This is a genomic window from Caulobacter sp. FV2ye17ST (assembly GCF_058680955.1).
On the sequence record NZ_CM178727.1, the window covers coordinates 1,943,585 to 1,969,556 of the forward strand.

Consider the following 25,972-nt stretch of genomic DNA (forward strand, 5'->3'; position numbering starts at 1 on the left):
CCAGACCGGCCTTACCCGGTGTGGTGTCAGCCCAGCAGGACGCGGGTGGCTTCGGCGACATTGGCCTGGCGCATCAGGCTTTCGCCGACCAGCATCGCCGTGGCGCCGGCCGCTTCCATCCGCACGACATCGTCGTGGGTGAAGAGGCCGCTCTCGGTGACCAGCAGGGCGTCCCTGGGCGCCTGGGCGGCCAGACGCTCGGTGACGGCCAGATCAACGATGAAGCTCTTGAGGTCGCGGTTGTTGATGCCTACCAGGGTCGCGCCCAGCTCGCCGGCGCGAGCCATTTCGGCCTCGTCGTGCACCTCGACCAGAGCGTCCATGCCCAGGCGCTCGGCTTCGCTCATCAGTTCGGCGGCCAGGACGTCGTCGATCATGGCCAGGATGACCAGGATGGCGTCGGCGCCCAGGGCGCGGCTTTCCGAGACCTGCCAGGGATCGACCAGGAAGTCCTTGCGGATGCAGGGCAGGCTGACGGCGGCGCGGGCGTCGATCAGATAGGGATCGGCGCCCTGGAAGCTGGGCCCGTCGGTGAGCACCGACAGGCAGGACGCGCCGCCGGTCTCGTAGGCGCGGGCCAGGGCCGGCGGATCAAAGTCGGCGCGGATCAGGCCCTTGGACGGCGAGGCCTTCTTGATCTCGGCGATCAGGGCCAGCCTGCCGGGAGCATGACCGTGCTTCAGCGCCGCCTTGAAGCCGCGCGGCGACGAGGCGTTGCGCGCGGCGTTGTCGAGCGCGGCCTGGGTGCGGCGGCGCTTGCGATCGGTGACCTCGTCGCGCTTGTAGGCGGCGATCTTGGCCAGGATGTCGGTCATGCGCTTGCCAGTTCGGTGTTGGTGGCCTTGACCAGACCGGCCAGGGCCGCCCTGGCCGCGCCGCTGTCGATGGAAGCCGCGGCGGCCTCGATGCCTTCGACCAGGGTCTCGACCTTGTCGGCGACCAGGAAGGCGGCGGCGGCGTTCAGCAGGACGATGTCGCGATAGGCGCCCTTTTCACCGTCCAACAGGCGGGTGAGGGCGGCGGCGTTGAAATCGGGCTCGCCGCCGGTCAGGTCGGCCAGCGACGCGCGGGGCAGGCCCACGGCTTCCGGGGTGATCGTGAAGAAGCGCACGACGCCGTCGCGCCATTCGGCGACTTCGGTCTCGCCGGTGGTGGTCAGCTCATCCATGCCCTGGCCATGCACCGACCAGGCGCGCTCGGCGCCCAGGGCGCCCAGGGCCCGGGCGATGGGCTCGACGAAGCGCGGGGCCGAGACGCCCACCACCTGGCGCCGGGCGCCGGCCGGATTGGTCAGCGGGCCTAGCAGGTTGAAGATCGTGCGAAAGCCCAGCTGTTGGCGGATGGGCGCGACGTGCTTCATCGCTCCGTGATGGCTCTGGGCGAACAGGAAGCAGATCCCCGCATCGTCCAGTGCTTTGCGCTGTTGCTGGCGGCTGGCGTCGATATTGACGCCCAGGGCGGCCAGGACGTCGGCGGTGCCGGATTTCGAGGTCACGGCCCGGTTGCCGTGCTTGGCGACCTTCAGCCCGCCGCCCGCCGCCACGAAGCCGACGGCGGTGGAGATGTTCAGCGTGTGCAGGCCGTCGCCGCCGGTGCCGCAGACGTCGATGACGTCATAGGGATGGTCCAGCATGACGGCGGCGCGACGCATGGCGCGGGCGCAGGCGGCGATCTCGCCCACCGTCTCGCCGCGCAGGCGCATGGCGGTGACCGCCGCGCCGACCTGGGCCGGGGTCGGCTCGCCGCGCAGGCAGGCGCTGAAGAAGACCTCGGCGTCATCCTCGGAAAGGTTCTGGCCGTCGGCCAGCTTGGCCAGCAGCGGCTTGAAGGTGTCGGACATGCGCTCGGCCTAGACCCAGATCGCCGCGTCGCGTTTCACGCCGGCCAGGTCGATGAAGTTGGCCAGCATCTGGTGGCCGCCCTCGGTGGCGATCGACTCGGGGTGGAACTGCACGCCGTGCACCGGGCGGGTCTTGTGCTGCACGCCCATGATCTCGCCGTCATCGGTCCAGGCGGTGACCTCCAGCTCGGGCGGCAGGTCTTCGCGGCGGATGGCCAGGCTGTGATAGCGGGTGGCGGTGAAGGGGTTGGGCAGGCCCTTGAAGATGCCCTTGTCGGCGTGGCGGATGGGGCTGGTCTTGCCGTGCATCACTTCCTTGGCGCGGATCACTTCGCCGCCATAGGCCTGGCCGATGGCCTGATGGCCCAGGCACACGCCCAGGATCGGCATGTCTTCCGGCGCGCCGCGCAGCAGGGGCAGGCAGATGCCGGCCTGGTCTGGGGCCTTGGGGCCGGGCGACAGCAGGATCGCGGACGGGCGCAGGGCCAGGGCCTGCTGCACCGTCAGGTCGTCGTTGCGATGGACCAGCGTCTCGGCCCCAAGCTCGTTCAGGTAGTGGACGAGATTGTAGGTGAAGCTGTCGTAGTTATCGATGACCAGGATCATGATCTAGCTTCTAGAACGGGCAGGGCCGGAGTGGGAGGGGGTTTGCGGCATTTGAGCGCGAGAAAGGCTTAAGGCGATTACAGATCGCTTGGCGTGGGGCATGGTTGATCCATGGTCTCGTCTGATTCCGCCCTCGATCCGGTCGCCATCGCCTATGCCCGCGCCCTGCTGCGGCCTCGGGAGCGTCGCCAGAAGATGGCGCCCGTCCTGGCGGCGGCGGCCTTCGCGGCCTTCTGCGCGCTCAGCTTCGCCACCGTGATGGTGCTGGCCCCGCCGGCGGTCACTCAGCATCTGCCGGCCGACCGCCTCGGGTACTGATACTTGGCGCGTGACAGGCGCCGAAACCGGCATCCACTTTCGGCTGTCACGCTTGCCGTCAGGCGAAACGCCAGGCCTCTTCGGCCGCGCGCTTGAGGGCGCGGGACTTGTGCAGGGTCTCGTCATATTCAGCGTCGGGATCGCTGTCGGCGACCACGCCCCCGCCGGCCTGCACGTACATCATGCCGTCCTTGACCAGCGCCGTGCGCAGCACGATGCAGGTGTCCACCGAGCCGTCGGCGCCGATATAGCCGACCGCGCCGGCATAGCCGAGGCCGCGCTTCTCGATCTCCAGCTCGTCGATGATCTCCATGGCCCGCACCTTGGGCGCGCCGGAAAGCGTGCCGGCGGGCAGGGCGGCCATCAGCACGTCGACAGGATCCACGCCCTCGGGCGCGACGCCCTCGACATTGGAGACGATGTGCATGACGTGGCTGTAGCGCTCGACCTTGAAGCTCTCGGTGACCTTGACGCGCGGACCCTGGTGCGGCTTGGCGGGCTCGTTCTTGCCCGGCTCCTTCAGCATCGAGACGCGGCCCACATCGTTGCGGCCCAGGTCCAGCAGCATCAGGTGCTCGGCGCGCTCCTTGGGATCGGCCAGCAGCTCGGCTTCCAGCGCCAGATCCTCTTCCGGAGTCGCGCCGCGGGGACGGGTGCCGGCGATCGGGCGGATGGTGATCTTGCCGTCGCGCAGCCGCACCAGGATCTCGGGGCTGGAGCCCACCAGATGGCAGCCGTCCAGGTTCAGGAAATACAGGAACGGTGACGGGTTGGTCCGGCGCAGCGAGCGGTACAGCGCGAACGGATCCAGGTCGAACGGCGCCCGGAAGCGGTGGCTGGGCACCACCTGGAAGATATCGCCGGCCCGGATGTACTCCTTGGCCTTCTCGACCACGACCGCATAGTCCTCGCGGCTGACGGGCGTGGTGAACTCGATCGGCGCGTGGCCCGTGCGGGGCGCGTCGTGGGCCAGGGGACGACGCAGGTCGGCCATCACCGTCTCGATGCGGGCCCGCGCGGCGTGGTGGGCGTCCTGCGCCGAGACACCGGCGACCGGACGCACGGTCGTCACCAGGATGATCTCCTGGGCGATGGCGTCGAACACGGACACGATCGAGGGCCGGGTCATGATCCCGTCCGGCAGGCCGGTGGTGTCCTCGTTGATGTCGGGCAGACGCTCGGCCAGCCGCACCATGTCATAGCCCAGGGCGCCGAACACGCCGGCGGCCATGGGCGGCAGGCCCTTGGGCAGCTCGATGCGCGAGCGGGCGATCAGGTCGCGCAGGCTGTCCAGCGCGCCGCCGGCCTGGGGCGTGAAGTCGCCGCGGGCGATGGCGTCGCCCTCGGCGACCTCGGCCTGGTCGCCGCGACAGCGCCAGACGAAGTCCGGCTTCATCGCCACGATCGAATAGCGGCCGCGCCAGGCGCCGCCCTCGACGCTTTCGAACAGGAAGGCGTAGGGCTTGCCCTGTCCGATCTTCAGATAGGCCGAGACCGGGGTCTCGAGATCGTCGATCAGCCGGGTCCAGACGACCTGGGGCTGACCGGCGTCATAGGTCTGGGCGAAGGCGTCGAAGGCGGGCTCAAGGCTCATTTCTTGGTCGCACCGGTCTTGGCAGCTTCCGCCTTGGCCAGGGCGTCGGTGTCGACGCCGATGGTCTGGCGGGCCAGGGTCAGGTTGGTCTTGGTCTTCAGGCTGGCCTGGGCGCCCAGACGGGCGGCTTCGCCCAGGTCGCGCATCAGGCCCTGATCGACCTGCGGACGCATCATCTGGGTGATGCGGGCCATGTCGGCGATCTTGCCGGGGCGAACGGTTTCCAGCTTGGCGACCACGAAGGCCATCTGACCGGCCCGCGAGCTGAACACCTCGCCCGGCTTGGCGTTGAACGTGGCCAGCAGGAGGTCACGGCCAAGGCCCTGATGCTGCTGGGCGTTTTCGCGGCTGATGCCCGGCACGCGCTGGACCTTTGAACCGGCGGCGGCCGCGACGACTTCCATCGACTCGCCCTTCTTGACGCGGGCGGCGAAGGCCTCGGCCTTGGCCTGCAGGCGCGTGGTCATCTCGTTCTGCAGCCACGCCTGGGCCAGTTGCGGACGGACATCGGCCAGGGCGGGCAGGGCGGCCGGGATCACCTTCTCCACCTTGACGGCGTAATATTCGCCCTTGCCCAGTTCGACCAGTTCGCTCTCGCCGCCCGAGCTGAGGTCAAAGGCGGTCTTGAGCATGTCGGGGGTCAGGCCGGGGATCGGCTGGCCGGTCTGGTCCGTTCCCTGGGCGGTGATCGGCGAGGTGGTCATCACCATGGCGCCGGCCTTGGTGGCGGCGGCGATCAGGTCGGACCCGGCGTCGTGGGCGTCCTGATAGGTCTGGGTCTGGTCATAGGCCTTGGCCTGCGCGCCCTGGACCCGGAGTTCGGCCTCGATCTGCGGGCGAACGCTGTCCAGGCTGGCGCCGGCGCCGGGGGTGACCTTGGTCACCTTGACCACCGAGATGCCCAGGCTGCCGGTGATCGGCGCGCTGACCTGGCCGGCGGCCAGGCTGAAGGCGGCGTCGGCGACCTTGCGGTCGGGCAGGGCGGACTTGGGCTTGTCGTTGATGATCACCGGTTGCTGGCCATAGGCGCTGGCCACCACGGCCGGCTGGTCGCCCTTGGCCAGGCGCTGGGCGATGACGGCGGCGGCCTTGGCGTCGGGGGCGACGATCTGGACCAGCGAGCGGGTCTCCGGGGTCGCCAGGGTGTCCTTGCGGAAATCGAAGGTCTTCTGCACGTCGGCGGGATTGATGGTCACCGACGGCTCCAGCGCCTGGGCGCTGACGCGCATGATCGACAGGACGCGGGTCTCGGGGCGCGTCAGGCGCTCGGCGTTCTGCTTCATGAAGGCGTTCAGCTGGGCGTCGGTCGGATCGGCCGGACGCTCGACGGTGGCCGGATTGATCGCGAAGGCCGCCAGGTCGCGGCTTTCCAGGCCATAGGCCGCCTGCAGGGCGCCATAGATGCGCGGCGCATGCAGGCCATTGGCGACGCCGGTGAAGACGTGGGTCTGGGCGATCTCGTCGCTGAGCGAGGCCTGATAGCTGTCGGGCGTCATGCCGTTTTCGCGCAGCAGGGCCTCATACATCTTCGGATCGAACTTGCCGGTGATCGGGTCGAACGGGCGCTGGTTGGGATGCAGGTTGCTCATCTGCTCGCGCACGACGTTGCCGATCAGCTTGTCCGACGGGAGGATGCCGAACTTGCGGATCACCTCGGACATCGATTCCTGCAGCGCCACTTCCTGCAGGATCTGGCGGTCGACGCCGCGCTCGACGGCCTGGTCGGGCGTCAGGCTCTCGCCCGAGCGACGCTCGGTTTCCTTGCGGTAGTTCTCGTAGCGGGTCTTGAAGTCCGCCGCCGAGACGGAACGCGATCCGGCGGCGACGACGCCCGACAGGCGCGGTCCGTTGAACACGTCGCTGATCCCGAACACAGCGAAGCTGAGGATCAGCAGGCCGAAAAGGATCACCGCGAAGGGCGATTTGGCGAAGGTGCGGAAACCGGCGAGCATACTTGCGAAGACCTTCCTGACGTGACGTCTCCGCGCGGCCCTGAAGGCGACGCGGCGGACGCGAGCAGCGGGTATAGTTGAGCCTATGGTGGGGGGGCAAGCCACGGCGGCCTTGACTTCCCGAAGGACCGCAAGCTCAACACCCCATTATGACCCTTTCGAGCCTGACGCCCCGGCCGTTGATCGCCGGCAACTGGAAGATGAACGGCCTCGCCCAGGCCCTGGACGAGGCTCGCGCGATCGTCGCCGGCCTGGACGCCGCGCCGGCGGCCGCCCGCGTGGCGATCTGCCCGCCGGCGACCCTGCTGGATCGCCTGAGCCAGGCGCTGGAAGGCTCCAGCGTGCTGACCGGCGGACAGGACTGCCATGTAAAGACCAGCGGCGCCCATACCGGCGATATCGCCGCGGCCATGCTGGTCGACGCCGGCGCCGCGCTGGTGATCCTGGGCCACTCCGAACGCCGCGACGATCATGGCGAGACCAGCGCCCTGGTGGCCGCCAAGGTCGAGACCGCCCTGGCGGCGGGGCTGGAGCCGATCATCTGCGTCGGCGAAAGCCTGGCGCAACGCGAAGCCGGCTCGGCGCTCGAGGTCGTGACGGCCCAGGTGCGCGAATCACTGCCGGCCGTTCTGGCGGGCCAGGCCTTCTCGGTGGCTTACGAGCCGATCTGGGCCATCGGCACCGGTCGCACCGCCACGGTCGCCGACATCGAAGAGATGCATGCGGCGATCCGGGCCCAGCTGGTCTCGATGTTCGGTGAAGCCGGCAAGGCGCCGCCGATCCTGTATGGCGGTTCGGTCAAGCCCGACAACGCGGTGGAGATCCTGCGCGCGGCCGAGGTCGGCGGGGCGCTGGTCGGCGGGGCGTCGCTGAAGGCTGCTGACTTTCTGGCGATCATCGCGGCGGCTTAGGACATCAGGCGCAGGCCTTTGCGGCGCCTGCCCGCACAAACCGTCCGGGGCTGGCGCAGCGCGCTCCGGAAGCGGACATGCCCGGGGTCGGTTTGGGGTGGGTTGCGGACGTTCAGCGGTTCGCGCCGAGAGAAACTACAATGCGAGCTATCGTTGTGTAGGCTGCGAGTGCGGTGAATAGCGACATGACGAGCGCCACGGCGGACGAGCGGATTAGCTCCGTCCGATTGCCAGAACGATGGCTATGCATCGCGAGCCTGACGCGGGTTAGCGCAGCGCCTGCAAAGCCGACAGCTGCTAGGCCAGTGAAGGCGATTAGACCGACATTTTGCAGCTCGAGAAACTTCATGCACCCTCCGAGACACAAGGTTTGGGCCGGGTCGCGGGCGCTTTCAAGGTCCGACTAGGGTGGGAAACTGACCTTAGGCTTGGCTGCTCACGCGAGCGATTTTCGCATCCAGCTCCGCCAACTCGCGCAGAAGGTCCGCCTCTTTTTCTTGCGTGGCGGGATGGCGGCCATCGCGGCACTCGTAGAGCAGGTGCGCCACATGCTCCCGGTCGAGACGAAGGTCTTCTTCCGTGACCATTCGGGCAGCCAAGCTGGAGTCGATCTCCGACCCGCCCATATGTCGAACGAAGGCATCGCGCACGCTGGGACCGAACTTTCGAGCCTCTGAACTATCCGGGTCCCATCCTTCCGCCTTGAATAGGGCGTCGGCGAAGTCCTGATCGGTCAGGGGGCCGGTTTGAGGGATGAACTGATCGACGTGCAGTGGCTGGTTATCGACCACGGACCCGCAGAACCCGAGGCGGACGCAGACGTCTTCCAGCAGCTTATCGTATGCGGTGCTCATCGCTCGACCGTAGCGGAGCGGCCAAGGTCCGCAATGGGTCGAAAGCACGCTTTGGCTTCCCGCCCAAAAGCGGACGCCTCTGCAATTAAACACCGTCATTCCCGCCCTTGTGGCGGGAACCCCTCTGTCCGTTGCAGGTGCGGGAGGGGCGAAGTGCGCGCGCACTTCGCTGGCGCCTCACGTGTCAGCTGAAGCAGGGGTTCCCGCCACAAGGGCGGGAATGACGGGAGGTGTGGGGATTGGCGGCGCCATATCCCCGTTCTTTCGAAAGCAAAGTTCAGCTCAATCAACGCACTAAAAAATAATCGATCGCGCCAATCAGACGCGCCGAAACCTCCCGCATAATGCTCTCACCTCGTCGCGAGGAAAGGGCGCAAGGCCAGCGACCATTGCGGCGGCGGGGGGTGATCGAGCGGGACTGGGGTCGAGGGGGATACTCGACCGGTCCGGGACCTGGTTGCTGGCCAGGCCCGCCCGCCGTTGGCGTGGATGAGGGCAGACGGGTGTGTACATTAGTCATTAGATTGGCTCGCCCGCCTCGACCGCCGGTTCCTCGCGGAAACGTGGAGAACGGGCTCCCGGTAAGGCCTGAACAGGGCCACCTGACGGGACGCTGACGGATAACGATGACGCGGAGCGCTCGGCTTCGTCGAAACGGTATTTTCTATTTCTCATCCGGACGTGGTCCGGACGCTCCGCGACCCTTTCCATCCCTTCAGCGAGCCGTCGCGTGAAGCCGCGGCAGCGTGCGCCTACAGCAACAACCCGAACAGTCGGCAATCCCGCCGCTCGCCATCGCGATGCACATGCCCCTTGAGTCTGCCTTCGGCCTCGAAGCCCAGTCGCTCCAGCAACCGTTCGGCGCGGGTGTCGCCCAGATGGGTGCGTGCGCTCAGGCGCTTGAGGCCTGTGGACGCGGCGTGGGTCAGCAGGGCGCGGACGGCCTCAAGGCCATAGCCCTGGCCCCAACCCTCGCGACGGACGATGAACCGAAGCTCGGCCCGATGATGCCGCGGATCGACATCGACCAGTTCGCAGGCGCCCAGAAAGGCGCCGGTTTCCGAGTGGCGGACGGTCCAGTAGTGGGCCTTGCCCTGCTCCATGTCCGCCACCTGGGCGATGACGCAGGCGGCAACCTCGTCAGGATCCTCGATCGGCGCCTGGTCCAGGTGCGCCATGACTTCGGGATCGCTGAGGAACGGATAGACATGCGGCGCATCCGACGAGGTCAGGGGCGCCAGGGTCAGTCGCTCGGTTTCGAGGATCATCTAGGGTTTTGGCTTCGCGCTGAGGTCTTGAGTTGGCAGGCTTCCTTCCCAGCTATGGCGTGCGCGCGCCGCTAGTGGTAGAGGGGCCGCTTCGTTTTTCACGACGGACGTCTCCGTCGCCCGGATCGAGATCAGTTTACTCATGCTCATCGGCATCCTGCTCGCCATCAACATCGTCGTCTGCCTCGGCCTGATCGGCGTGGTCCTCATGCAGCGCTCCGAAGGGGGCGCCCTGGGCATGGGCGGCGGCAACACCGGCTTCATGACGGCGCGCGGCGCCGGCGACCTGCTGACCCGCATCACCTGGATCCTGTTCTCGATCTTCCTGACCATCAGCCTGGTTCTGACCATTCTGACGGGCCGCATGGGCGGCGCCTCGGCCGTGGATCGCCTGAACATCGACAGCCTGGACACCAAGACGCTGAACGCGCCGATCACGCCGCAAGCTCCCGTCGGCCAGGCCCCCGGGACCGCCCAACCGGGAGCGATCCAGGCCCCGACCCCCAGCATCAACCAGCCGCTGACCTCGCAACCGGCCCCCGCGCAGCCTTCCGCGCCCGTTCCGGTGCCGGCCCAAACCCCGGCCCAGTAAGCGTTTGCAGCGAAAGCTGTTGATGAACGTCGGTCTTTTCGACGCGATCGCCGAATCGCGAGTAATCTGAGCGCCCATGACCCGGTACATCTTCATCACCGGCGGCGTGGTTTCCTCGCTTGGAAAAGGCCTCGCCTCCGCAGCGCTCGGAGCGCTTCTCCAGGCTCGTGGCTACAAGGTCCGCCTTCGTAAGCTCGACCCTTATCTCAACGTCGATCCCGGCACGATGAGCCCGTATCAGCACGGCGAGGTCTTCGTGACCGACGACGGCGCCGAGACGGACCTCGACCTTGGCCACTACGAGCGCTTCACCGGCGTTTCGGCGACCAAGGCCGACAACATCACCACCGGCCAGATCTACAAGACGATCATCGAGAAGGAGCGTCGCGGCGACTATCTGGGCGCGACCGTCCAGGTGATTCCGCACGTCACCAACGAGATCAAGCAGTTCGTGCTGTCGCCGGCCATGGACGAGACGGGCGAAAAGCCGGTCGACTTCGTGCTGGTCGAGATCGGCGGCACCGTCGGCGACATCGAGGGTCTGCCGTTCTTCGAGGCCATCCGCCAGCTGCGCCAGGACCTGCCGCGCGGCCAGAGCTGCTACGTCCACCTGACCCTGCTGCCGTTCATCAAGACGGCCGGCGAGATGAAGACCAAGCCGACCCAGCACTCGGTCAAGGAACTGCGCTCGATCGGCATCCAGCCCGACATCCTGCTGTGCCGCTGCGAGCAGGACATCCCGGTCGAGGAAAAGCGCAAGATCGCGCAGTTCTGCAACGTGCGGCCCAGCGCCGTGATCCAGGCGATGGATAGCTCGTCGATCTATGCGGTGCCGATCGACTATCACAAGGAAGGCCTGGACGCCGAGGTGCTGGACGTGTTCGGCATGCACGACGCGCCCAAGCCGGACCTGAGCCGCTGGGAAGCGATCGAAGAGACGGTCAACCATCCCGACGGCGAAGTGACCATCGCCGTGGTCGGCAAATATACCGTCCTGAAGGACGCCTATAAGTCGCTGATCGAGGCGCTGCATCACGGCGGCCTGGCCAACAGGGTGAAGGTCAATCTCGACTGGGTCGAGAGCGAGACTTTCGAGGGCGACCCCGGCGCGGCCGCGGTTCGCCTGGAAAATGCTCACGCCATCATGGTGCCCGGCGGCTTCGGCGAACGGGGCGCGGAAGGCAAAATTCGCGCCGCCCAGTTCGCCCGCGAACGCAAGGTGCCGTATTTCGGCATCTGTTTCGGCATGCAGATGGCCGTCATCGAGACGCTTCGGAACGTGGCCGGCATCACCGACGCCTCATCCAGCGAATTTGGCCCCACCGACCGTCCGGTCGTCGGGATCATGACCGAGTGGATCAAGGGCAATGAGACTGTCCAGCGTCGCTCCGGCGACGACCTGGGCGGCACCATGCGCCTGGGGGCCTTCGACGCCGTTCTGACGCCCGGCAGCAAGGTCGCCCGCATCTATGGCGACACGGCCATCAGCGAGCGCCACAGGCACCGCTACGAGGTCAATATCGGCTACAGCCACCGGATGGAGGAGTCCGGCCTGAAGCTGACCGGCCGTTCGCCCGACGGCGTGCTGCCCGAAATCGTCGAACGCGAGGACCATCCGTGGTTCATCGGCGTTCAGTTCCACCCGGAGCTGAAGAGCCGTCCGTTCGCCCCGCATCCCCTGTTCGCGAGCTTCATCGCGGCCGCGAAAGAGCAGGGCAGACTGGTCTGAACAGGCGTGTTGCATGTCTGGAGAGATTCAGGCATAAGCGCGCCCTCACACGGCGGCTTGGGTTATCCTGAGTCGCCGTCTCTAATTTTCACGCTCAGCGCGCAGAGTCACTTCGATGGCCGTTCCCAAAAGAAAAACTTCGCCTTCTCGCCGGAACATGCGCCGGTCGCACCACGCCCTGGGCGCCAATTCCTTCGTGGAAGACAAGGACTCGGGCGAACTGCGTCGCCCGCACCACGTCGACCTGAAGACGGGCCTGTACAACGGCAAGCAGATCCTCACCCCCAAGGAAGACTAAGGTCTCTCCTTCAAGGCTGTGAGTTCGAAGACGCCGCCTGGGTTCGCCCCGGCGGCGTTTTTCGTCATGGCCGTCGAAAACGGTGTTATCTAGACGGATCTAGGGAGATCCGCCCATGGTCACACGCCGCGTTCTGACGGCGGGACTGGGTCTATCGTTCATGACCCATGGCGCCTTGGCTCAGCAGCCGACGCCAGCGCCCGCACCGGTCGTCCCGCCCGAGTCCGTCCTGATCCTCGACGCCTCGCTCGATGCTGACGACAGACTGACCGTCGATGTCATGCTCGATGGCCTGGGACCGTTCCAGTTCATCGTCGACAGCGGCGCCGATCGCAGCGTGCTCTCGCAGACGCTGGCCAATCGACTGGCCCTGGCGCAGGGGCCCAATGTCCTCGTTCACGGCGTCGGCGGTTCGGTGATCTCGCCGACCGCGAAGGTGGCCCAGCTGCTGGTGGGCGATGCGCGGCTGTCGAACGTCAATCTTCCGGTGCTGCCGCCAGAGCGGGTCGGCGCCGACGGCTTGCTGGGCGTCGACATCCTGGAAGGCCGCAACGTGATCATGGACTTCCGCAAGCGGCGGCTGGAGGTGCGCCGCAGCCGGTCGCCCTTCGATCTCGTCCGGATGCCGCGCGAGGTCTCGGTCATCGCCGACGACCGTTTCGGCCGCCTCACCGTCGCCGATTGCCGGGTCGCCGGCGCGCGGGCCCTGGCCTTCATCGATTCCGGCGGCGGGGTCAGTATCGGCAACATGGCGCTGTCGCGGGCCATCGCGACCCGGAGGCGGCGCTATGACGATGTCAGGTCCGCCCAGCTGCTGACGGCGTCGGGCGAGATCACTGTGGGCCAGTTCCGTATCGCGCCGTCCCTGACGCTGGGCGACCTGCGCATGACCAACCTGCCGATGGCCTTCGCCGATCTGCACATCTTCGACATCTGGGGCATCAACGACCGCCCGGCGCTGCTGCTCGGCGTTGATGTCCTGAAGATGTTCTCCAGAGTCGAGCTGGATTTCGGGGCCGGTCGGGTGCTGTTCCGGATCGGCGGCGTCCAGCAGCCCCTTATCCTGAACGCCTGATCTACTGGCCGCGACCCCGGGCCTGCACCAGGGCGCGACGGGCTTCGACGGCCTGCGGCGTGACGTCTCGATTGTGGGCGCTGGAGCGGCTGTGCTCGGTCTCCAGCCCTTCGCGGAAGGACATCGCAAAGCCGTCGTCGATCAGGCCCTTGTAGAACGACAGGGTCTCGACCGGGATCGATGCCATGTCCGCCGCCAGCTTCATGGCCGTGGGCATCAGGTCGGCGGCGGGCACGACCCGGTTGACCAGACCCCAGTCGGCGGCCGTGGCCGCGTCGAGGAAATTGCCGGTCAGGGACAGCTCCTTGGCCCGATAGATCCCGATCAGGCGGGACAGCTTCTGCGACAAGCCCCAACCCGGCATGATGCCGACCCTGGCGTGGGTGTCGGCGAAGCGGGCGTTCTCCGACGCGATCAGCACGTCGCAGGCGAGGGCGAGTTCGAAGCCCCCGGTGATAGCGACGCCGTTGATCGCGCCGATCACCGGTTTGCGGCACAGTTCGATGGCCTTGACCGGATTGGACTCCGCGCCCTGATCGTTGGCGGCGCTCATGGCTCTGGGATCGCTGCCCAGCTCCTTGAGATCCAGCCCCGCCGTGAAGGCGCGCTCTCCGGCGCCCGTGAGGACGACCACACTGACGTCGGGATCGGCGTCCATCTCGACCATCGTGGCATGCAGGGCGGACCTCAGAGCCTTGGACAGGGCGTTCATGGCCTCGGGGCGATTCAACGTGACGACCGCGATCGGGCCGCTGCGTTCGACGGTCAGCATGGCGTTCTCCCTTTTGTGACCGATGATCACCCGCCGTTCCAAAGGGAAGTCAAGTTGCGCCGGGCGGCCCTGACGGCTAAGGCTCCCGCGCCTTTCGCCTTGAGGAGTTTCCATGACCGAGATCGTCGACATCATCGCCCGCGAAATTCTGGACAGCCGGGGCAACCCGACGGTCGAGGTCGATGTGATCCTGGAAGACGGCGCGTTTGGCCGCGCGGCGGTGCCATCGGGCGCCTCGACTGGCGCGCATGAAGCCGTCGAAAAGCGCGATGGCGACAAGAGCCGCTATCTCGGCAAGGGCGTTCTGCAAGCCGTTGATGCGGTGAACGGCGAGATCTTCGACGCGCTGTCCGGCGTTGACGCCGAAGACCAGCGCCGGCTCGATAATCTGCTGATCGATCTGGACGGCACGCCCAACAAGGCCCGTCTTGGCGCCAACGCCATTTTGGGCGTCTCGCTGGCGGCCGCCAAGGCCGCCGCCGAGTCCGCTGGCCTGCCGCTCTACAAGTACGTCGGCGGCGTCAATTCGCGCGTGCTGCCGCTGCCGATGATGAACATCATCAACGGCGGAGCCCACGCCGATAATCCGATCGACATCCAGGAATTCATGATCCTGCCGACCGGCGCGGCCAGCTTCAGCGAAGCCCTGCGCATGGGCGCCGAAATCTTCCATGGCCTGAAGAAGGCTTTGAAGGACGCCGGCCACAACACCAATGTGGGCGACGAAGGTGGCTTCGCGCCGAACCTCGGCTCTGCTGAAGACGCCCTGGCGTTCATCGTCAAGGCGGGTGAGGCGGCCGGCTACAAGGCTGGCGATGATTTCGTCCTGGGTCTGGACGTCGCCGCCACCGAGTTCTTCAAGAACGGCAAGTACGAGCTGGAAGGCGAGGGCAAGAGCCTGGATCCGGCCGGCATGGTCGACTATCTGGCGGGCTTGGCGGCCAAGTTCCCGATCCTGTCGATCGAGGACGGCATGTCCGAAGACGATTTCGAGGGCTGGAAGCTTCTGACCGACGCCCTGGGCAAGAAGGTTCAGCTGGTTGGCGATGACCTGTTCGTGACCAACCCCAAGCGCCTGCAGATGGGCCTGGACAAGGGCCTGGCCAATTCGATCCTGGTGAAGGTCAACCAGATCGGCACGCTGTCGGAAACCATCGACGCCGTCGATCTCGCTCACCGCGCCGGCTACACCAGCGTGATGAGCCACCGCTCGGGCGAGACCGAGGACTCGACCATCGCCGACCTCGCGGTCGCGCTGAACTGCGGTCAGATCAAGACCGGTTCGCTGGCCCGCTCGGACCGGCTGGCCAAGTACAACCAGTTGCTGCGCATCGAGCAGATGCTGGACGATCAGGCGGTCTATGCCGGTCGCTCGGCCCTCAAGGGTCGCTGATCGGCCCTAAAACCTGACCTTCAGGAAGGCGCGGCTTCGGACAGAAGCTGCGCCTTTTCCTTGATGTAGGAGAGGGGGGCGTCCTTCTTCATCACCATGTAGCCCGTGATGGCGTGGTAGGCCGGGTCACCCACCGAGCCGCCCTCGGGAACTTGCCCCATCGACGCCGAGACCTCGTTCACCGTGGGCATAACAGGTCGGCCGGGCAGGGCGATATCGCCCTTGATGAGGTCGGCGGTCTTTCCGGATTTCAGCCTCCAGCCACAGGTCTCGAACCGCTCCAGTCGTTCTGGGGCAAAGGCCAGGGTCAGCAGCATCAGCTTCATGGACCCGATCGCTGCGGTATCGGCCTGTCCCATGGCTCGCACCTTCTGGGTCGACAGCGCGCGGCCATAGGTGATCCAGCGATCCTCTCCCTCCCAGAGCGTTCTGAAGATGGACGCGTTCATGGGAATGATCAGCCCGCCGCCGAAGTCGAGCTTGGGGGGATCGCCCTTGATCATGTTGGGGCCGCCCTTGCGCCCTTTGACCACACCCTCCTCCGCCAGCACCCCCAGGGGCGTCGCGGTCGTCAGCATCATCGACAGCAGCATGGTTCGTCTTGCGATCACAGCAATGCCCCCTTCAACCTGTGGACGATAACACGCAAGTCGAAGATGGCGATTCTCGGGCGCCGATGGTCATCACGCTTGAGCCGCAGTGCGCGCCTGACCAAAGCGCTCACATTTTTTCTATAAGCCTCGCCGGGTCGGCTAAGAGCGGCGAAATTATCGCCTTCGCGGGTGCGAGCAGGGCGCTGCGATGCGGTATCTAGATGCCGATGAAACCATCTCAAATGAAAGCATCGAGGGACTGCGCCCGTCAGATCAAAGGCGCACTTCGTGAGCCCTTATTCAGAAGGCGTTAAGCACGATCTGAGACCCTGCGAATCCCTTCTCGGGATTCTCAGATGTTCGCCCGACTGCAACCGATCCTGCCGACCGCGGCGATCCTTTTCCTGATCTTCTACTTCGTGTTTCACGCCTTGACCGGCGAACGCGGGCTGTTGTCGACGTCTCAACGCAATGCAGATCTCGCGGCCAAGACGAAGGAACTCAAGAAGATCCGCGCTGAAAGGATGGACCTGGAGGCTCGGGCTCGTCTATTACGCAGCGGCAGTCTGTCGGCCGATCTTCTGGAAGAACGCGCACGTTCTCTCCTGGGATATGCCGACCCGAAGGATTATGTGATCCGAACCAAGCGCTAGCGCGGTCGGAACGTGACCTCGGAGCGGATTGATGATGGTTTCTTGGTTCATCCGAACCGGGAGCGATCTTGGCGTGACATGAGGAGCACTTCCTTCGCGGAACCGACGACGACCTCGGCGGGATGTGCTCTGGGATGAAGGCCGCGATGAAGATAGGCCAGGGAGAGTTGTATGGCGCGAACGCGCAAGGGTGAAGCTTCCGAGGGCAAGGCGAGTGACACCGGTGTCAACGCTTTCGTCGGCAAGGACGAGCTTCTCAAGTTCTATCAGGACATGCTGCTGATCCGTCGCTTCGAGGAGCGCGCGGGCCAATTGTACGGCATGGGTCTGATCGGCGGGTTCTGCCACCTCTATATCGGTCAGGAAGCCATCGCGGTCGGCATGCAGTCGATCCAGCAGAAGGGCGACCAGATCATCACGGGCTACCGTGACCACGGCCACATGCTGGCCGCCGGCATGGATCCCAAGGAAGTCATGGCCGAGCTGACCGGTCGCGCAGGCGGCTCGTCGCGCGGCAAGGGCGGCTCGATGCACATGTTCGACATCGAGACCGGCTTCTACGGCGGCCACGGCATCGTCGGCGCCCAGGTCGCGCTGGGCACCGGCCTGGCGCTGGCCAATCACTACAAGGGCAATGGCAACGTCTCGTACGCCTATTTCGGCGACGGCGCCGCCAACCAGGGCCAGGTCTACGAGAGCTTCAACATGGCGCAGCTGTGGAAGCTGCCGGTCGTGTATGTGGTTGAGAACAACCAGTACGCCATGGGCACCAGCGTCGAGCGTTCGGCCTCGGAAACCGCTTTCCACAAGCGCGGCGTCTCGTTCCGGATTCCGGGCGAGGAAGTCGATGGCATGGATATCGTCGCCGTGCGCGAAGCCGGCGCCCGCGCCACCGAGCACGCGCGCAGCGGCCAGGGCCCTTACATCCTTGAGATGAAGACCTATCGCTATCGTGGCCACTCGATGTCGGACCCGGCCAAGTACCGCACCAAGGAAGAGGTCGACGAGGTCAAGCAGACCCGCGATCCGATCGACCACATCAAGGAGCGCCTGGCCAAGGCCGGCGTCACCGAGGACGATCTGAAGGGTATCGACGCCGAGGTGAAGCGCATCGTCGCCGAAGCCGCGGAATTCGCCCGCACCAGCCCTGAGCCGGACCCGTCCGAACTGTACACCGACGTATACTTGGAGGCCGCCCAGTGAGCGTGGACATCCTCATGCCCGCCCTCTCGCCCACGATGGAAGAGGGCACGCTGGCCAAGTGGCTGGTCAAGGAAGGCGACACCGTCAAGGCCGGCGACGTGATCGCCGAGATCGAAACCGACAAGGCGACGATGGAAGTCGAAGCCGTCGATGAAGGCGTCGTCGAGGCCATCCTGGTCCCCGGCGGCACTGAGAACGTGAAGGTCAACACGCTGATCGCGCGCCTCAAGGGTGAAGGCGAGGCGGCTTCGACCGCTCCGGCTCCGACCGCCCAGGCCGCTCCGGCCGCCATGGCGCCGGTGGCGGTTTCGCCGGCCGTCAGCAACGCCGCCTCGACCTTTGCCGACCCCGAGATCCCGGCCGGCACGCCGATGAAGAAGATCACCGTGCGCGACGCCCTGCGCGACGCAATGGCTGAAGAGATGCGTCGCGACGATCGCGTGTTCCTGATGGGCGAGGAAGTCGCCCAGTACCAGGGCGCCTACAAGGTCAGCCGCGACCTGCTGCAGGAGTTTGGCGCCAAGCGCGTCATCGACACCCCGATCACCGAGCACGGCTTTGCCGGCATGGGCGTCGGCGCGGCGATGGCCGGCCTGAAGCCGATCGTCGAGTTTATGACGTGGAACTTCGCCATGCAGGCGATCGACCACATCATCAACTCGGCCGCCAAGACGCTCTACATGTCGGGCGGCCAGATCAAGTCGTCGATCGTGTTCCGCGGCCCCAACGGCGCCGCGTCCCGCGTGGGCGCCCAGCACAGCCAGGACTACGCGGCCTGGTACGGCAACGTTCCCGGTCTGAAGGTCATCGCGCCCTATGACGCGGCCGACGCCAAGGGCCTTCTGAAGGCCGCCATCCGCGACCCGAACCCGATCGTCTTCCTCGAACACGAGATGATGTACGGCCTCGAGTTCGACATCCCGGATGTCGAGGACTACGTCGTGCCGATCGGCAAGGCCAAGGTCCGCCGCGAAGGCACGGACGTCACCCTGGTGGCCTACAGCCGCATGGTGGGCTTCTGTCTGAAGGCCGCCGACGAACTGGCCAAGGAAGGCATCTCGGCCGAGGTCGTTGACCTGCGGACCATCCGTCCGATGGATCACGAGACGATCCTGCAGAGCGTCAAGAAGACCAACCGTCTGGTCACGGCCGAGGAAGGCTGGGGTCCGATGGGCGTCGGCGCCGAGATCGTCGCCCGCATCACCGAGCACGGTTTCGACTACCTGGATGCGCCGCCCCTGCGCGTGCACCAGGAAGACGTGCCGCTGCCCTATGCGGCCAATCTGGAAGCCCTCTCGCTGCCGTCGGTCGAGAAGATCGTCTCGGCCGCCAAGAAGGTCTGCTACCGCTGATGAAGACGCGGCTCACGTCTGGCGGGATGGCGGCGATCGCTGCATACCTGTTGGATGTGAGCCGTTTCGATTCCGGCCAAGAACAACACCTCGCCCCGGCGCGAGATCGCGCGGACGACGGCCCGGCCGACAACGTCCCGAACGCTTGAGGAAGAAGCTCAATGTCGATCGACATCCTGATGCCCGCCCTGTCGCCCACCATGGAGGAGGGCACCCTCGCCAAATGGCATGTGAAGGTGGGTGACACCATCAAGGCCGGCGACGTGATCGCCGAGATCGAAACCGACAAGGCGACGATGGAAGTCGAAGCCGTCGACGAAGGCGTGGTCGAGGCCATTCTGGTCGACGCCGGCACCGAAAACGTCAAGGTCAACGCCCTGATCGCCAAGCTGGCCGGGGAGGGCGAAAGCGCCGCTCCGCCGCCCGCCAAGACACCCGATAAACCAGACAGCGCCAAACCGGATAATTCGCCGGTTCCGACCGCACAAACTGCACAAACCCCACAAACCGTACAATCGGCCGCGCCGGTCGCGGATGGCGCGCGCGTGCTGGCTTCGCCGCTGGCCCGACGCCTGGCCGCCGCCGCGGGTCTGGATCTGAAGACCGTCAAGGGCAGTGGTCCTCATGGTCGCGTGGTCAAGGCCGATGTCGAGGCCGCCGGCAAGGGCGGCGCCGCGCCGGCCAAGGCGACGGCTTCGGCTCCGGCCGCCGCCGCCGCTGCGCCGCGTCAGGCCCTGTCGCTGGAGCAGATGGGCATCCCCGCCGGCTCCTACGACCTGGTTCCGCTGGACGGCATGCGCAAGACCATCGCGCGCCGCCTGACCGACAGCTTCCGCGACGTGCCGCACTTCCCGCTCACCATCGATCTCGAGATCGACGGCCTGCTGGCGGCGCGCAGCAAGATCAACAGCCTGCTGGCGGATCAGGGCGTGAAGGTGTCGGTCAATGACATCATCATCAAGGCCGTGGCCGTGGCCCTCAAGCGCGTGCCGGAGGCCAACGCCTCGTACACGCCCGAAGGCATCGCCATGCACAAGCACGCCGACATCGCGGTGGCCGTGGCCATCGACGGCGGCCTGATCACCCCGATCGTCCGCGCCGCCGAGACCAAGGGCCTGGCCCAGATCTCGGCCGAGGTGAAGGACCTGGCGGCCCGCGCCAAGGCCAAGAAGCTGAAGCCCGAGGAATTCCAGGGTGGCACCTTCTCGGTCTCCAACTTGGGCATGTTCGGCATCAAGGCCTTCGCCTCGATCATCAACGAGCCGCAGGGCGCGATCATGAGCGTGGGGGCCGGCGAGCAGCGTCCGGTGGTCAAGAACGGCCAGCTGGCCGTGGCCACCGTGATGACCGTGACCTTGACCTGCGATCACCGCGTGGTCGACGGCGCGATCGGCGCCAAGTTCCTGGCGGCCTTCAAGCCGCTGATCGAAGAGCCGCTGACCCTGATCGTCTGATCACCGGAAAGAGCAGGGAGAGCGCCATGTCGGTCTACGACTACTCGGCCAAGACGCTGGACGGCCAGGACGTGAGCCTGGCCGACTATCGCGGGCAGGTTCTGCTGATCGTCAACACGGCCAGCAAGTGCGGGTTTACCCCGCAGTATGAAGGCCTTGAGGCGCTTTACCGCGACTACAAGGATCGCGGCCTGACCATCCTGGGCTTCCCCTGCAACCAGTTCGGGGCCCAGGAGCCCGGGAACGCCGAGGAGATCGCCAGCTTCTGCTCGCTGACCTATGACGTGACCTTCCCGATGCTGGCCAAGATCGACGTCAACGGCCCTTCGGCCCATCCGCTCTATGCGTTCCTGAAGAAGGAACAGAAGGGCGTGCTGGGCACCGAGGGCATCAAGTGGAACTTCACCAAGTTCCTGATCGGCCGCGACGGCGAAGTCGTCGAGCGGTTTGCTCCCACCACCAAGCCCGAAGACCTCAAGGTCGCGGTCGAGGCGCTGCTCTAATTCTCCCGGATCGGCTTGCAGGCCGATCGATCGAGGCCGCCCGGCTCCCCTCGGGCGACGTCCAAGCTAGGGTATGAACACCATGTCCACGGAATTCGATGTCGTCGTCATCGGCGCCGGTCCTGGCGGCTATGTGGCCGCGATCCGCGCCAGCCAACTGGGCCTGAAGACGGCGATAGTCGAGCGCGAAAACCTGGGCGGCATCTGCCTGAACTGGGGCTGCATCCCCACCAAGGCCCTGCTGAAGTCCGGCGAGATCTTCGAGCAGCTGTCGCATCTGGACAGCTACGGCCTGTCGGTCGAGAAGCCGGCGTTTGACTTCACAAAGATCATCGAGCGCTCGCGCGGCGTGGCCAAGACCATGTCGGGCGGCATCGCCTTCCTGATGAAGAAGCACAAGATCGAGGTCATCGAGGGCGAGGCCAAGCTCGAAAAGGGTACGCCGGCTCCCAAGGTCGTCGTGGCCCTGAAGGCCGGCGGCAGCCGCACGATCCAGGCCAAGAATGTCATCCTGGCCAGCGGCGCGCGGGCCCGGAACATCCCCGCCATCGGCGCGGTTTCGGACGGTGACAAGGTCTGGACCTATCGCGACGCCCTGGCCCCCAAGACCATGCCCAAGTCGCTGGTCGTGATCGGCTCGGGCGCGATCGGTATCGAGTTCGCCAGCTTCTATCGCGCCCTCGGCGCCGAGGTAACCGTCGTCGAGGCCGTCGACCGCATCATGCCGGTCGAGGACGCGGAGGTTTCCAAGGCCGCCCAGAAGGCGTTCGAGAAGCGCGGCATCAAGTTCCGCATCGGCGCCAAGGTCACCAAGATCGACAAGACCGCCACGGGCGTCTCGGTGTCGGTCGAGGTCGGCGGCAAGGCCGAGCAGCTGACCGCCGAGAAGTGCATCGTCGCCATCGGCATCGTGCCCAATACCGAAGGGACCGAAGCGGTGGGCCTGACCACCGATCGCGGCCATGTCGTCACCGGCAAGCACGGCGAGACGAACGTTCCGGGCCTCTACGCCATCGGCGACGTCGCCGGCGCGCCCTGGCTGGCTCACAAGGCCAGCCACGAAGGCATCCACGCCGCCGAGTTCATCGCCGGCTACAAGACCCCGGCCGTGCATTCGCCGATCCCGGGCTGCACCTACGCCAACCCGCAGGTCGCCTCGGTGGGCTACACCGAAGCCGCCGCCAAGGCGGCCGGCATCGACGTGAAGGCCGGTCGCTTCCCGTTCAAGGTCAACGGCAAGGCCGTGGCCGCCGGCGAGACCGAGGGCTTCGTCAAGGTGGTGTTCGATGGCAAAACCGGCGCCCTGATCGGCGCTCACATGATCGGCCACGAAGTGACCGAGATGATCCAGGGTTTCGTCACCGCCATCACGCTTGAGGCGACCGAAGAAGACCTGCACGGAATCGTCTACGCTCACCCGACCATGTCGGAAGCCATGCACGAAGCCACGCTCGACGCGTATGGGCGGGTGCTGCACATCTAGGGGCCTGAATGGCGCGCACGACGGCCACGACGACCGACAAGCCGGCCCCGGCTGGGATCAAGGCTGTGGCCAAGGCCAGGAAGGGGTCGAAGACCACCCTTTCCGAGGCCAACCTCGCCGATCTGGGCGCGGAGCGGCTGGCGGTGATCCTGATGGATCTGTCGGTCGACAGCTACGTCAAGCGCGCCCTGCGGTTGGAGCTGTTCGCTGAGGCCAGTCCCGAAGGCCTGGCGCTGGAGATCTCCAAGCGTCTGGCGGCCATCGCCAAGGCCACGTCGCGCATCCACTGGCGCAAGCGCGCCGCCTTCGCGCGCGATCTGGATCTGCACTTTCGGATGATCCAGCGTCTTGCGGAGAGTGATCCCAAGGCGGCCCTGACTCTGCTGATGGATTTCCTGGACCTGGCCGGCTCGGTCTTTGACCGCATCAGTCAGCCCGAGGGGCCGATCGGTGAGGTTTTCGCCGAGGCGCGGGACGCGGTCGGCGACATCGCCCCGAGCGCCAAGGTCGCGCCCGTCGATCTGGCCGACCGGGTGGCGCGGCTGATCCTGTGCGACGACTATTTCGTGTTTGGCCCGCTGGTGGCTGTCTCGGCGCCATCTCTGGGCGTGGCCGGTCAGGCGCGGCTGGGTGAGCGTCTGCAGGCCGCCTTGACCCAGCGCCCCGCGCGGTCGGCCGGCGCCTATGACGCCAGGGCGTCGGTGGTCCGGGACGCCTTGCGCCGCCTGGCCGACATCAATGGCGACGTGGGGGCCTTCATCGCGACCTTCAGCGAGACGCAGCGGCGATTTCCCGCCATCGCCGCGGAGATCGGGCGCCGTCTTCTGGCTGTCGGCAAGGCGGGGGAGGCGCTGGCCGCTCTGGAGGCCGCCGCTGCGACGGTCAAGCCGCGCGGCCCGCTGTCGGTCCGCGCCGAGCCCGACGATCCGGTCGAGCGCGCCGCCTGGGAAGATGTCTATCTCGAAGCGCTACAGGCCAATGGCCGCCAGGAGGAGGCCCAGCGGCGGCGCTGGGCGGCGTTCGAGGCGAGTCTTTCGATCCCGAGGCTCAGGGCGTTCCTGAAGGGCCTGCCAGACTTTGACGACGTGGTCGCCGAGGATGACGCCAAGAAGATCGCCGCCGAGTTTCCGCGCTTCGACGCGGCCCTGGCGTTTCTGATCGAGTGGCCAGATCTGGCTGCGGCGGCGCGACTGATCATCAACCGTCACGGCGCGATCAACGGCGCGGACGAAGAGTTGCTGACCGCCGCCGCGCGCCGCCTTGAAGGCGCCTATCCGCTGGCCGCGACCCTTTTGCTGCGGGCCATGATCCGCAACGTGCTGACCTATGGCGTCGCTGGCCGCTACAGGGCTGCCGCCCAGCAATGGCTGGAGATGGAAAGCCTGGCGCCGATCATCGCTGATTTCGGCGAGTTCCCGGACCATGAGACCTTCATGGCCGACCTGCGGGCCATGCATGGCCGTAAGCAAGGCTTCCGCGCCGAGCTTGAAGCCCTGGGCGGAGTCTTCTAGGGGCGCTTGCGGACCTGGGCGTCGAGGCTCCATTCGCCCGGCCCGGCGAACACCAGGTTCAGGAACACGAAGCAGAATAGGATCGCCGCCTCGCCACCGTTCAGCGCCGGCCAGAAGCCTTGCGACGCATGGGCGAGGAAATAGGCCACGGCCATCTGTCCCGACAGGATGAAGGCCACCGGGCGGGTGAAGAGGCCCAGCACCAACAGCGCGCCGCCGATGATTTCCAGCCAGGCGGCCGCCACCAGCATGGGCGGCAGCGGATCGGGCGCGCCAGGCTGGGCGGCCGGGAAGTGGAAGACCTTCATCAGGCCGTGCTCCATGAAGAGCAGGGCGACGACGATACGCAACACGCTGAGCACCCGCGGCGCCCACATCAGCAGTCTGTCCAAAGTCCCCTCCGTGATCTGTCTAGGCGGCCCTCGCGTCCTGATCGGCCATCCGCTGTATGGCGACGTAGTCGGTCTTGCCGCTGCCCAGCACGGGCACTTCCGGCACCTTCAGGATCTTGCGCGGCACCGCCAGCTCCGGCGCGCCGATGGTCTGGGCGTGCGCCACCAACTCGGAGACTGCGGCGTCGTGGCGGTCGGTGACCAGGATCAGCTTCTCGCCCTTTTTCTTGTCGGGCATCGAGATCACCGCATGGCGGCCGTCAGGCCAGACCGCCGAGGCTAGGTCTTCGGCCGCCGTCAGCGACACCATCTCGCCGGCGATCTTGGCGAAGCGCTTCACCCGGCCCTTGATGGTGATCCAGTTGTCGTCGGACATCGAAACCACATCGCCGGTGTCGTGCCAGCCGCCGTCCGGGGCGTCGACGCCGCCGTCTTCACGCAGATAGCCCAGCATGATGTTGGGGCCGCGCACCAGCAGCTTGCCGCCGCCTGAAATGCCTTCGACGGGCTCGACGCGGAATTCCTGGCCGGGCAGCAGTCCGCCGACCGTGCCGCGACGGTTGTCGTCGGGCTTGTTCACGGCGATGACCGGCGAGGCCTCGGTTGCGCCATAGCCTTCAAGAACCGGCACGGGACCGAACTTTTCATGGATGAGATTGTGCGTCTCTTCCCGAACCTTTTCAGCGCCACAGACGATAAACCTCAGGCCAGACAGCTCGTCGCTGTCCGACGCGCGCGCATAGTGGTTGAGGAAGGTGTCGGTGGCGAACAGCACCGAGGCGCCGACGTCCTTGACCAGGGCCGGAATCTGCTTGGTGTGCAGGGGCGAGGGATACTGGAACGCCTTCATGCCCTTCAGCAGCGGCAGGATCACGCCGCCCGTCAGGCCAAAGCAGTGGAAGACGGGCAGGGGGTTGAAGAACACCCAGTCCGGGTCGAGCGCGATATGGGCCGCGACCTGCTCGGCGTTCGACACCATGTTGGCCTGGCTCAGCACCACGCCGCGCGGCGCGCCGAAGCTGCCCGAGGTGAACAGCACCACGCCCCGGTCCGACGGCTTGGCCGGCGAACGAAACTGGCGGGGGAACAGGCCCGCGGCGGCGGCGAACAGCTTGTCGGCCAGGCCGATCGTGCCGCGCACGTCTTCCAGATAGGTAATCGTCGCCTGGGCTTCCAGCGCATCGACGATGTCGTGCAGGTTGCCCAGCTCGATGAACTTGTGGGCGGTCAGCACGCGGGTGACCTTGGCCAGCTGGCAGGCGGCCTTCAGGTTTCGCAGGCCGGCCGTGAAGTTCAGCATGGTCGGGACGCGACCAAAGGCGTGCAGGGCGAAGAAGGTCACCACGGCCGCCGAACCCGAGGGCAGCAGCACGCCGACGTTCTCGCCAGGCTTGGTCATGGCCGCGATCTTGCGGCCCAGGGCAAAGCTCGCCCGGATCAGATCGGTGTAGCTGAGAGGGTTGCGGTCCTGATCTTCAAGGATCGGCTTTTTGGCGCCGTAGGTGTCGCGCGCATCGATTAGGGCGTCGAAGAGGGCCTTCTGGCCGTCTTCCGCTTTAAAAACTACCGGCATCCCGCCGAAACCTCCCCGAAAAGCGTTGTCGCTTTCGTTCGTTGAGGAGCGAG

The 25,972-nt window shown here is 66.4% G+C and carries 25 protein-coding genes and 1 pseudogene; 15 read left to right on the forward strand and 11 right to left on the reverse strand.

Going from position 1 to position 25,972, the window contains the following annotated elements; all coding sequences use genetic code 11:
- Positions 1–26: 26 nt before the first annotated feature.
- Genes trpC through ACW17V_RS09490 form a run of 3 tightly spaced genes read right to left on the reverse strand, consistent with a single transcriptional unit; the run spans position 27 to position 2,446 of the window.
- Positions 27–815: an indole-3-glycerol phosphate synthase TrpC gene (trpC, locus tag ACW17V_RS09480; protein WP_492108567.1), complete on the reverse strand. Its 789-nt coding sequence runs from the start codon at positions 813–815 to the stop codon at positions 27–29.
- A complete protein-coding gene (gene trpD, locus ACW17V_RS09485; protein ID WP_492108568.1) occupies positions 812–1,840 on the reverse strand; it encodes an anthranilate phosphoribosyltransferase in 1,029 nt (342 codons plus the stop codon). The genes trpC and trpD overlap by 4 nt, the downstream gene beginning before the upstream one ends.
- 9 nt (positions 1,841–1,849) lie before the next feature.
- Positions 1,850–2,446 carry an anthranilate synthase component II gene (locus ACW17V_RS09490; protein WP_492108569.1) on the reverse strand — a complete coding sequence of 199 codons (597 nt, stop codon included), beginning with the start codon at positions 2,444–2,446 and terminating at the stop codon, positions 1,850–1,852.
- 111 nt (positions 2,447–2,557) lie between these two features.
- Between ACW17V_RS09490 and ACW17V_RS09495 the strand changes: the two genes are divergently transcribed.
- A complete protein-coding gene (locus tag ACW17V_RS09495; RefSeq protein WP_419255584.1) occupies positions 2,558–2,764 on the forward strand; it encodes a hypothetical protein in 207 nt (68 codons plus the stop codon).
- A 58-nt stretch (positions 2,765–2,822) separates the two neighbouring features.
- On the opposite strand, the gene trpE is transcribed toward ACW17V_RS09495, so the two are convergent.
- Positions 2,823–4,358, reverse strand: coding sequence for an anthranilate synthase component I (gene trpE / locus ACW17V_RS09500; RefSeq protein WP_492108570.1), 1,536 nt, complete (start codon positions 4,356–4,358; stop codon positions 2,823–2,825).
- Positions 4,355–6,310 carry a peptidylprolyl isomerase gene (locus tag ACW17V_RS09505; RefSeq protein ID WP_492108571.1) on the reverse strand — a complete coding sequence of 652 codons (1,956 nt, stop codon included), beginning with the start codon at positions 6,308–6,310 and terminating at the stop codon, positions 4,355–4,357. Before ACW17V_RS09505 ends, trpE begins: the two co-directional genes overlap by 4 nt.
- A gap of 149 nt (positions 6,311–6,459) precedes the next feature.
- Between ACW17V_RS09505 and tpiA the strand changes: the two genes are divergently transcribed.
- Complete coding sequence (gene tpiA / locus ACW17V_RS09510; RefSeq protein WP_492108572.1) at positions 6,460–7,221, forward strand: triose-phosphate isomerase; 762 nt, start codon at positions 6,460–6,462, stop codon at positions 7,219–7,221.
- Positions 7,222–7,643: 422 nt separating this feature from the next.
- On the opposite strand, the gene ACW17V_RS09515 is transcribed toward tpiA, so the two are convergent.
- Complete coding sequence (locus tag ACW17V_RS09515) at positions 7,644–8,075, reverse strand: hypothetical protein (RefSeq protein WP_492108573.1); 432 nt, start codon at positions 8,073–8,075, stop codon at positions 7,644–7,646.
- A gap of 92 nt (positions 8,076–8,167) precedes the next feature.
- On the opposite strand from ACW17V_RS09515, the pseudogene ACW17V_RS09520 reads away from it, so the two are divergent.
- Positions 8,168–8,307: pseudogene (locus tag ACW17V_RS09520) on the forward strand (hypothetical protein); the annotation flags it as partial.
- A 520-nt stretch (positions 8,308–8,827) separates the two neighbouring features.
- On the opposite strand, the gene ACW17V_RS09525 reads toward ACW17V_RS09520, so the two are convergent.
- On the reverse strand, positions 8,828–9,343 hold the full coding sequence (locus tag ACW17V_RS09525) for a GNAT family N-acetyltransferase (RefSeq protein ID WP_492108574.1): 516 nt from the start codon (positions 9,341–9,343) through the stop codon (positions 8,828–8,830).
- Between the two features lie 142 nt (positions 9,344–9,485).
- On the opposite strand from ACW17V_RS09525, the gene secG reads away from it, so the two are divergent.
- From secG to ACW17V_RS09545, 4 genes are all read left to right on the forward strand, one after another.
- The gene (gene secG, locus ACW17V_RS09530; RefSeq protein ID WP_492108575.1) at positions 9,486–9,935 is read left to right on the forward strand and encodes a preprotein translocase subunit SecG; all 450 of its coding nucleotides are present in this window, start codon (positions 9,486–9,488) and stop codon (positions 9,933–9,935) included.
- Positions 9,936–10,011: 76 nt separating this feature from the next.
- Positions 10,012–11,664, forward strand: coding sequence for a CTP synthase (gene pyrG / locus ACW17V_RS09535; protein WP_492108576.1), 1,653 nt, complete (start codon positions 10,012–10,014; stop codon positions 11,662–11,664).
- A gap of 115 nt (positions 11,665–11,779) precedes the next feature.
- Positions 11,780–11,962, forward strand: coding sequence for a 50S ribosomal protein L32 (rpmF, locus tag ACW17V_RS09540; protein WP_007671126.1), 183 nt, complete (start codon positions 11,780–11,782; stop codon positions 11,960–11,962).
- A 115-nt stretch (positions 11,963–12,077) separates the two neighbouring features.
- Entirely contained in the window at positions 12,078–13,037 is a 960-nt protein-coding gene (locus ACW17V_RS09545) for an aspartyl protease family protein (protein WP_492108577.1), read from the forward strand.
- A gap of 1 nt (position 13,038) precedes the next feature.
- Here ACW17V_RS09545 and ACW17V_RS09550 read toward each other — a convergent pair whose 3' ends face one another.
- The gene (locus tag ACW17V_RS09550; RefSeq protein ID WP_492108578.1) at positions 13,039–13,809 is read right to left on the reverse strand and encodes an enoyl-CoA hydratase; all 771 of its coding nucleotides are present in this window, start codon (positions 13,807–13,809) and stop codon (positions 13,039–13,041) included.
- Positions 13,810–13,921: 112 nt separating this feature from the next.
- Here ACW17V_RS09550 and eno point away from each other — a divergent pair, with 112 nt between their 5' ends.
- Complete coding sequence (gene eno / locus ACW17V_RS09555; RefSeq protein ID WP_492108579.1) at positions 13,922–15,202, forward strand: phosphopyruvate hydratase; 1,281 nt, start codon at positions 13,922–13,924, stop codon at positions 15,200–15,202.
- Between the two features lie 20 nt (positions 15,203–15,222).
- Here the strand turns inward: eno and ACW17V_RS09560 are convergent, their stop codons facing one another.
- Positions 15,223–15,813 carry a hypothetical protein gene (locus ACW17V_RS09560; protein WP_492108580.1) on the reverse strand — a complete coding sequence of 197 codons (591 nt, stop codon included), beginning with the start codon at positions 15,811–15,813 and terminating at the stop codon, positions 15,223–15,225.
- 338 nt (positions 15,814–16,151) lie between these two features.
- Here ACW17V_RS09560 and ACW17V_RS09565 point away from each other — a divergent pair, with 338 nt between their 5' ends.
- The 7 genes from ACW17V_RS09565 (at position 16,152) to ACW17V_RS09595 (ending at position 23,954) form a co-directional block, all read left to right on the forward strand.
- On the forward strand, positions 16,152–16,448 hold the full coding sequence (locus tag ACW17V_RS09565) for an FtsB family cell division protein (RefSeq protein WP_492108581.1): 297 nt from the start codon (positions 16,152–16,154) through the stop codon (positions 16,446–16,448).
- Positions 16,449–16,619: 171 nt separating this feature from the next.
- Complete coding sequence (gene pdhA, locus ACW17V_RS09570) at positions 16,620–17,651, forward strand: pyruvate dehydrogenase (acetyl-transferring) E1 component subunit alpha (protein WP_492108582.1); 1,032 nt, start codon at positions 16,620–16,622, stop codon at positions 17,649–17,651.
- Positions 17,652–17,665: 14 nt separating this feature from the next.
- A complete protein-coding gene (locus ACW17V_RS09575) occupies positions 17,666–19,003 on the forward strand; it encodes a pyruvate dehydrogenase complex E1 component subunit beta (RefSeq protein ID WP_492108583.1) in 1,338 nt (445 codons plus the stop codon).
- A 161-nt stretch (positions 19,004–19,164) separates the two neighbouring features.
- Positions 19,165–20,457 carry a pyruvate dehydrogenase complex dihydrolipoamide acetyltransferase gene (locus ACW17V_RS09580; RefSeq protein WP_492108584.1) on the forward strand — a complete coding sequence of 431 codons (1,293 nt, stop codon included), beginning with the start codon at positions 19,165–19,167 and terminating at the stop codon, positions 20,455–20,457.
- 26 nt (positions 20,458–20,483) lie between these two features.
- Positions 20,484–20,960, forward strand: a complete 477-nt coding sequence (locus ACW17V_RS09585; protein ID WP_419317139.1) for a glutathione peroxidase — start codon at positions 20,484–20,486, stop codon at positions 20,958–20,960.
- A gap of 82 nt (positions 20,961–21,042) precedes the next feature.
- Entirely contained in the window at positions 21,043–22,443 is a 1,401-nt protein-coding gene (lpdA, locus tag ACW17V_RS09590; RefSeq protein ID WP_492108585.1) for a dihydrolipoyl dehydrogenase, read from the forward strand.
- An 8-nt stretch (positions 22,444–22,451) separates the two neighbouring features.
- Positions 22,452–23,954, forward strand: coding sequence for a DUF6880 family protein (locus ACW17V_RS09595; RefSeq protein WP_492108586.1), 1,503 nt, complete (start codon positions 22,452–22,454; stop codon positions 23,952–23,954).
- Here ACW17V_RS09595 and ACW17V_RS09600 read toward each other — a convergent pair.
- Together ACW17V_RS09600 and ACW17V_RS09605 are read right to left on the reverse strand one after the other, a co-directional pair.
- Positions 23,951–24,346 (reverse strand): DoxX family protein, encoded by a 396-nt coding sequence (locus ACW17V_RS09600; RefSeq protein ID WP_492108587.1) that lies wholly within the window; start codon positions 24,344–24,346, stop codon positions 23,951–23,953. The genes ACW17V_RS09595 and ACW17V_RS09600 overlap by 4 nt on opposite strands.
- A 19-nt stretch (positions 24,347–24,365) precedes the next feature.
- On the reverse strand, positions 24,366–25,919 hold the full coding sequence (locus ACW17V_RS09605; RefSeq protein WP_492108588.1) for an AMP-binding protein: 1,554 nt from the start codon (positions 25,917–25,919) through the stop codon (positions 24,366–24,368).
- Positions 25,920–25,972 lie beyond the last annotated feature (53 nt).

Coding starts and splice junctions, on each gene's coding strand:
- trpC (WP_492108567.1), bottom strand. CDS start 815: ATGACCGACATCCTGGCCAAGATCGCCGCCTACAAGCGCGACGAGGTC.
- trpD (WP_492108568.1), bottom strand. CDS start 1,840: ATGTCCGACACCTTCAAGCCGCTGCTGGCCAAGCTGGCCGACGGCCAG.
- ACW17V_RS09490 (WP_492108569.1), bottom strand. CDS start 2,446: ATGATCCTGGTCATCGATAACTACGACAGCTTCACCTACAATCTCGTC.
- ACW17V_RS09495 (WP_419255584.1), top strand. CDS start 2,558: ATGGTCTCGTCTGATTCCGCCCTCGATCCGGTCGCCATCGCCTATGCC.
- trpE (WP_492108570.1), bottom strand. CDS start 4,358: ATGAGCCTTGAGCCCGCCTTCGACGCCTTCGCCCAGACCTATGACGCC.
- ACW17V_RS09505 (WP_492108571.1), bottom strand. CDS start 6,310: ATGCTCGCCGGTTTCCGCACCTTCGCCAAATCGCCCTTCGCGGTGATC.
- tpiA (WP_492108572.1), top strand. CDS start 6,460: ATGACCCTTTCGAGCCTGACGCCCCGGCCGTTGATCGCCGGCAACTGG.
- ACW17V_RS09515 (WP_492108573.1), bottom strand. CDS start 8,075: ATGAGCACCGCATACGATAAGCTGCTGGAAGACGTCTGCGTCCGCCTC.
- ACW17V_RS09525 (WP_492108574.1), bottom strand. CDS start 9,343: ATGATCCTCGAAACCGAGCGACTGACCCTGGCGCCCCTGACCTCGTCG.
- secG (WP_492108575.1), top strand. CDS start 9,486: ATGCTCATCGGCATCCTGCTCGCCATCAACATCGTCGTCTGCCTCGGC.
- pyrG (WP_492108576.1), top strand. CDS start 10,012: ATGACCCGGTACATCTTCATCACCGGCGGCGTGGTTTCCTCGCTTGGA.
- rpmF (WP_007671126.1), top strand. CDS start 11,780: ATGGCCGTTCCCAAAAGAAAAACTTCGCCTTCTCGCCGGAACATGCGC.
- ACW17V_RS09545 (WP_492108577.1), top strand. CDS start 12,078: ATGGTCACACGCCGCGTTCTGACGGCGGGACTGGGTCTATCGTTCATG.
- ACW17V_RS09550 (WP_492108578.1), bottom strand. CDS start 13,809: ATGCTGACCGTCGAACGCAGCGGCCCGATCGCGGTCGTCACGTTGAAT.
- eno (WP_492108579.1), top strand. CDS start 13,922: ATGACCGAGATCGTCGACATCATCGCCCGCGAAATTCTGGACAGCCGG.
- ACW17V_RS09565 (WP_492108581.1), top strand. CDS start 16,152: ATGTTCGCCCGACTGCAACCGATCCTGCCGACCGCGGCGATCCTTTTC.
- pdhA (WP_492108582.1), top strand. CDS start 16,620: ATGGCGCGAACGCGCAAGGGTGAAGCTTCCGAGGGCAAGGCGAGTGAC.
- ACW17V_RS09575 (WP_492108583.1), top strand. CDS start 17,666: ATGCCCGCCCTCTCGCCCACGATGGAAGAGGGCACGCTGGCCAAGTGG.
- ACW17V_RS09580 (WP_492108584.1), top strand. CDS start 19,165: ATGTCGATCGACATCCTGATGCCCGCCCTGTCGCCCACCATGGAGGAG.
- ACW17V_RS09585 (WP_419317139.1), top strand. CDS start 20,484: ATGTCGGTCTACGACTACTCGGCCAAGACGCTGGACGGCCAGGACGTG.
- lpdA (WP_492108585.1), top strand. CDS start 21,043: ATGTCCACGGAATTCGATGTCGTCGTCATCGGCGCCGGTCCTGGCGGC.
- ACW17V_RS09595 (WP_492108586.1), top strand. CDS start 22,452: ATGGCGCGCACGACGGCCACGACGACCGACAAGCCGGCCCCGGCTGGG.
- ACW17V_RS09605 (WP_492108588.1), bottom strand. CDS start 25,919: ATGCCGGTAGTTTTTAAAGCGGAAGACGGCCAGAAGGCCCTCTTCGAC.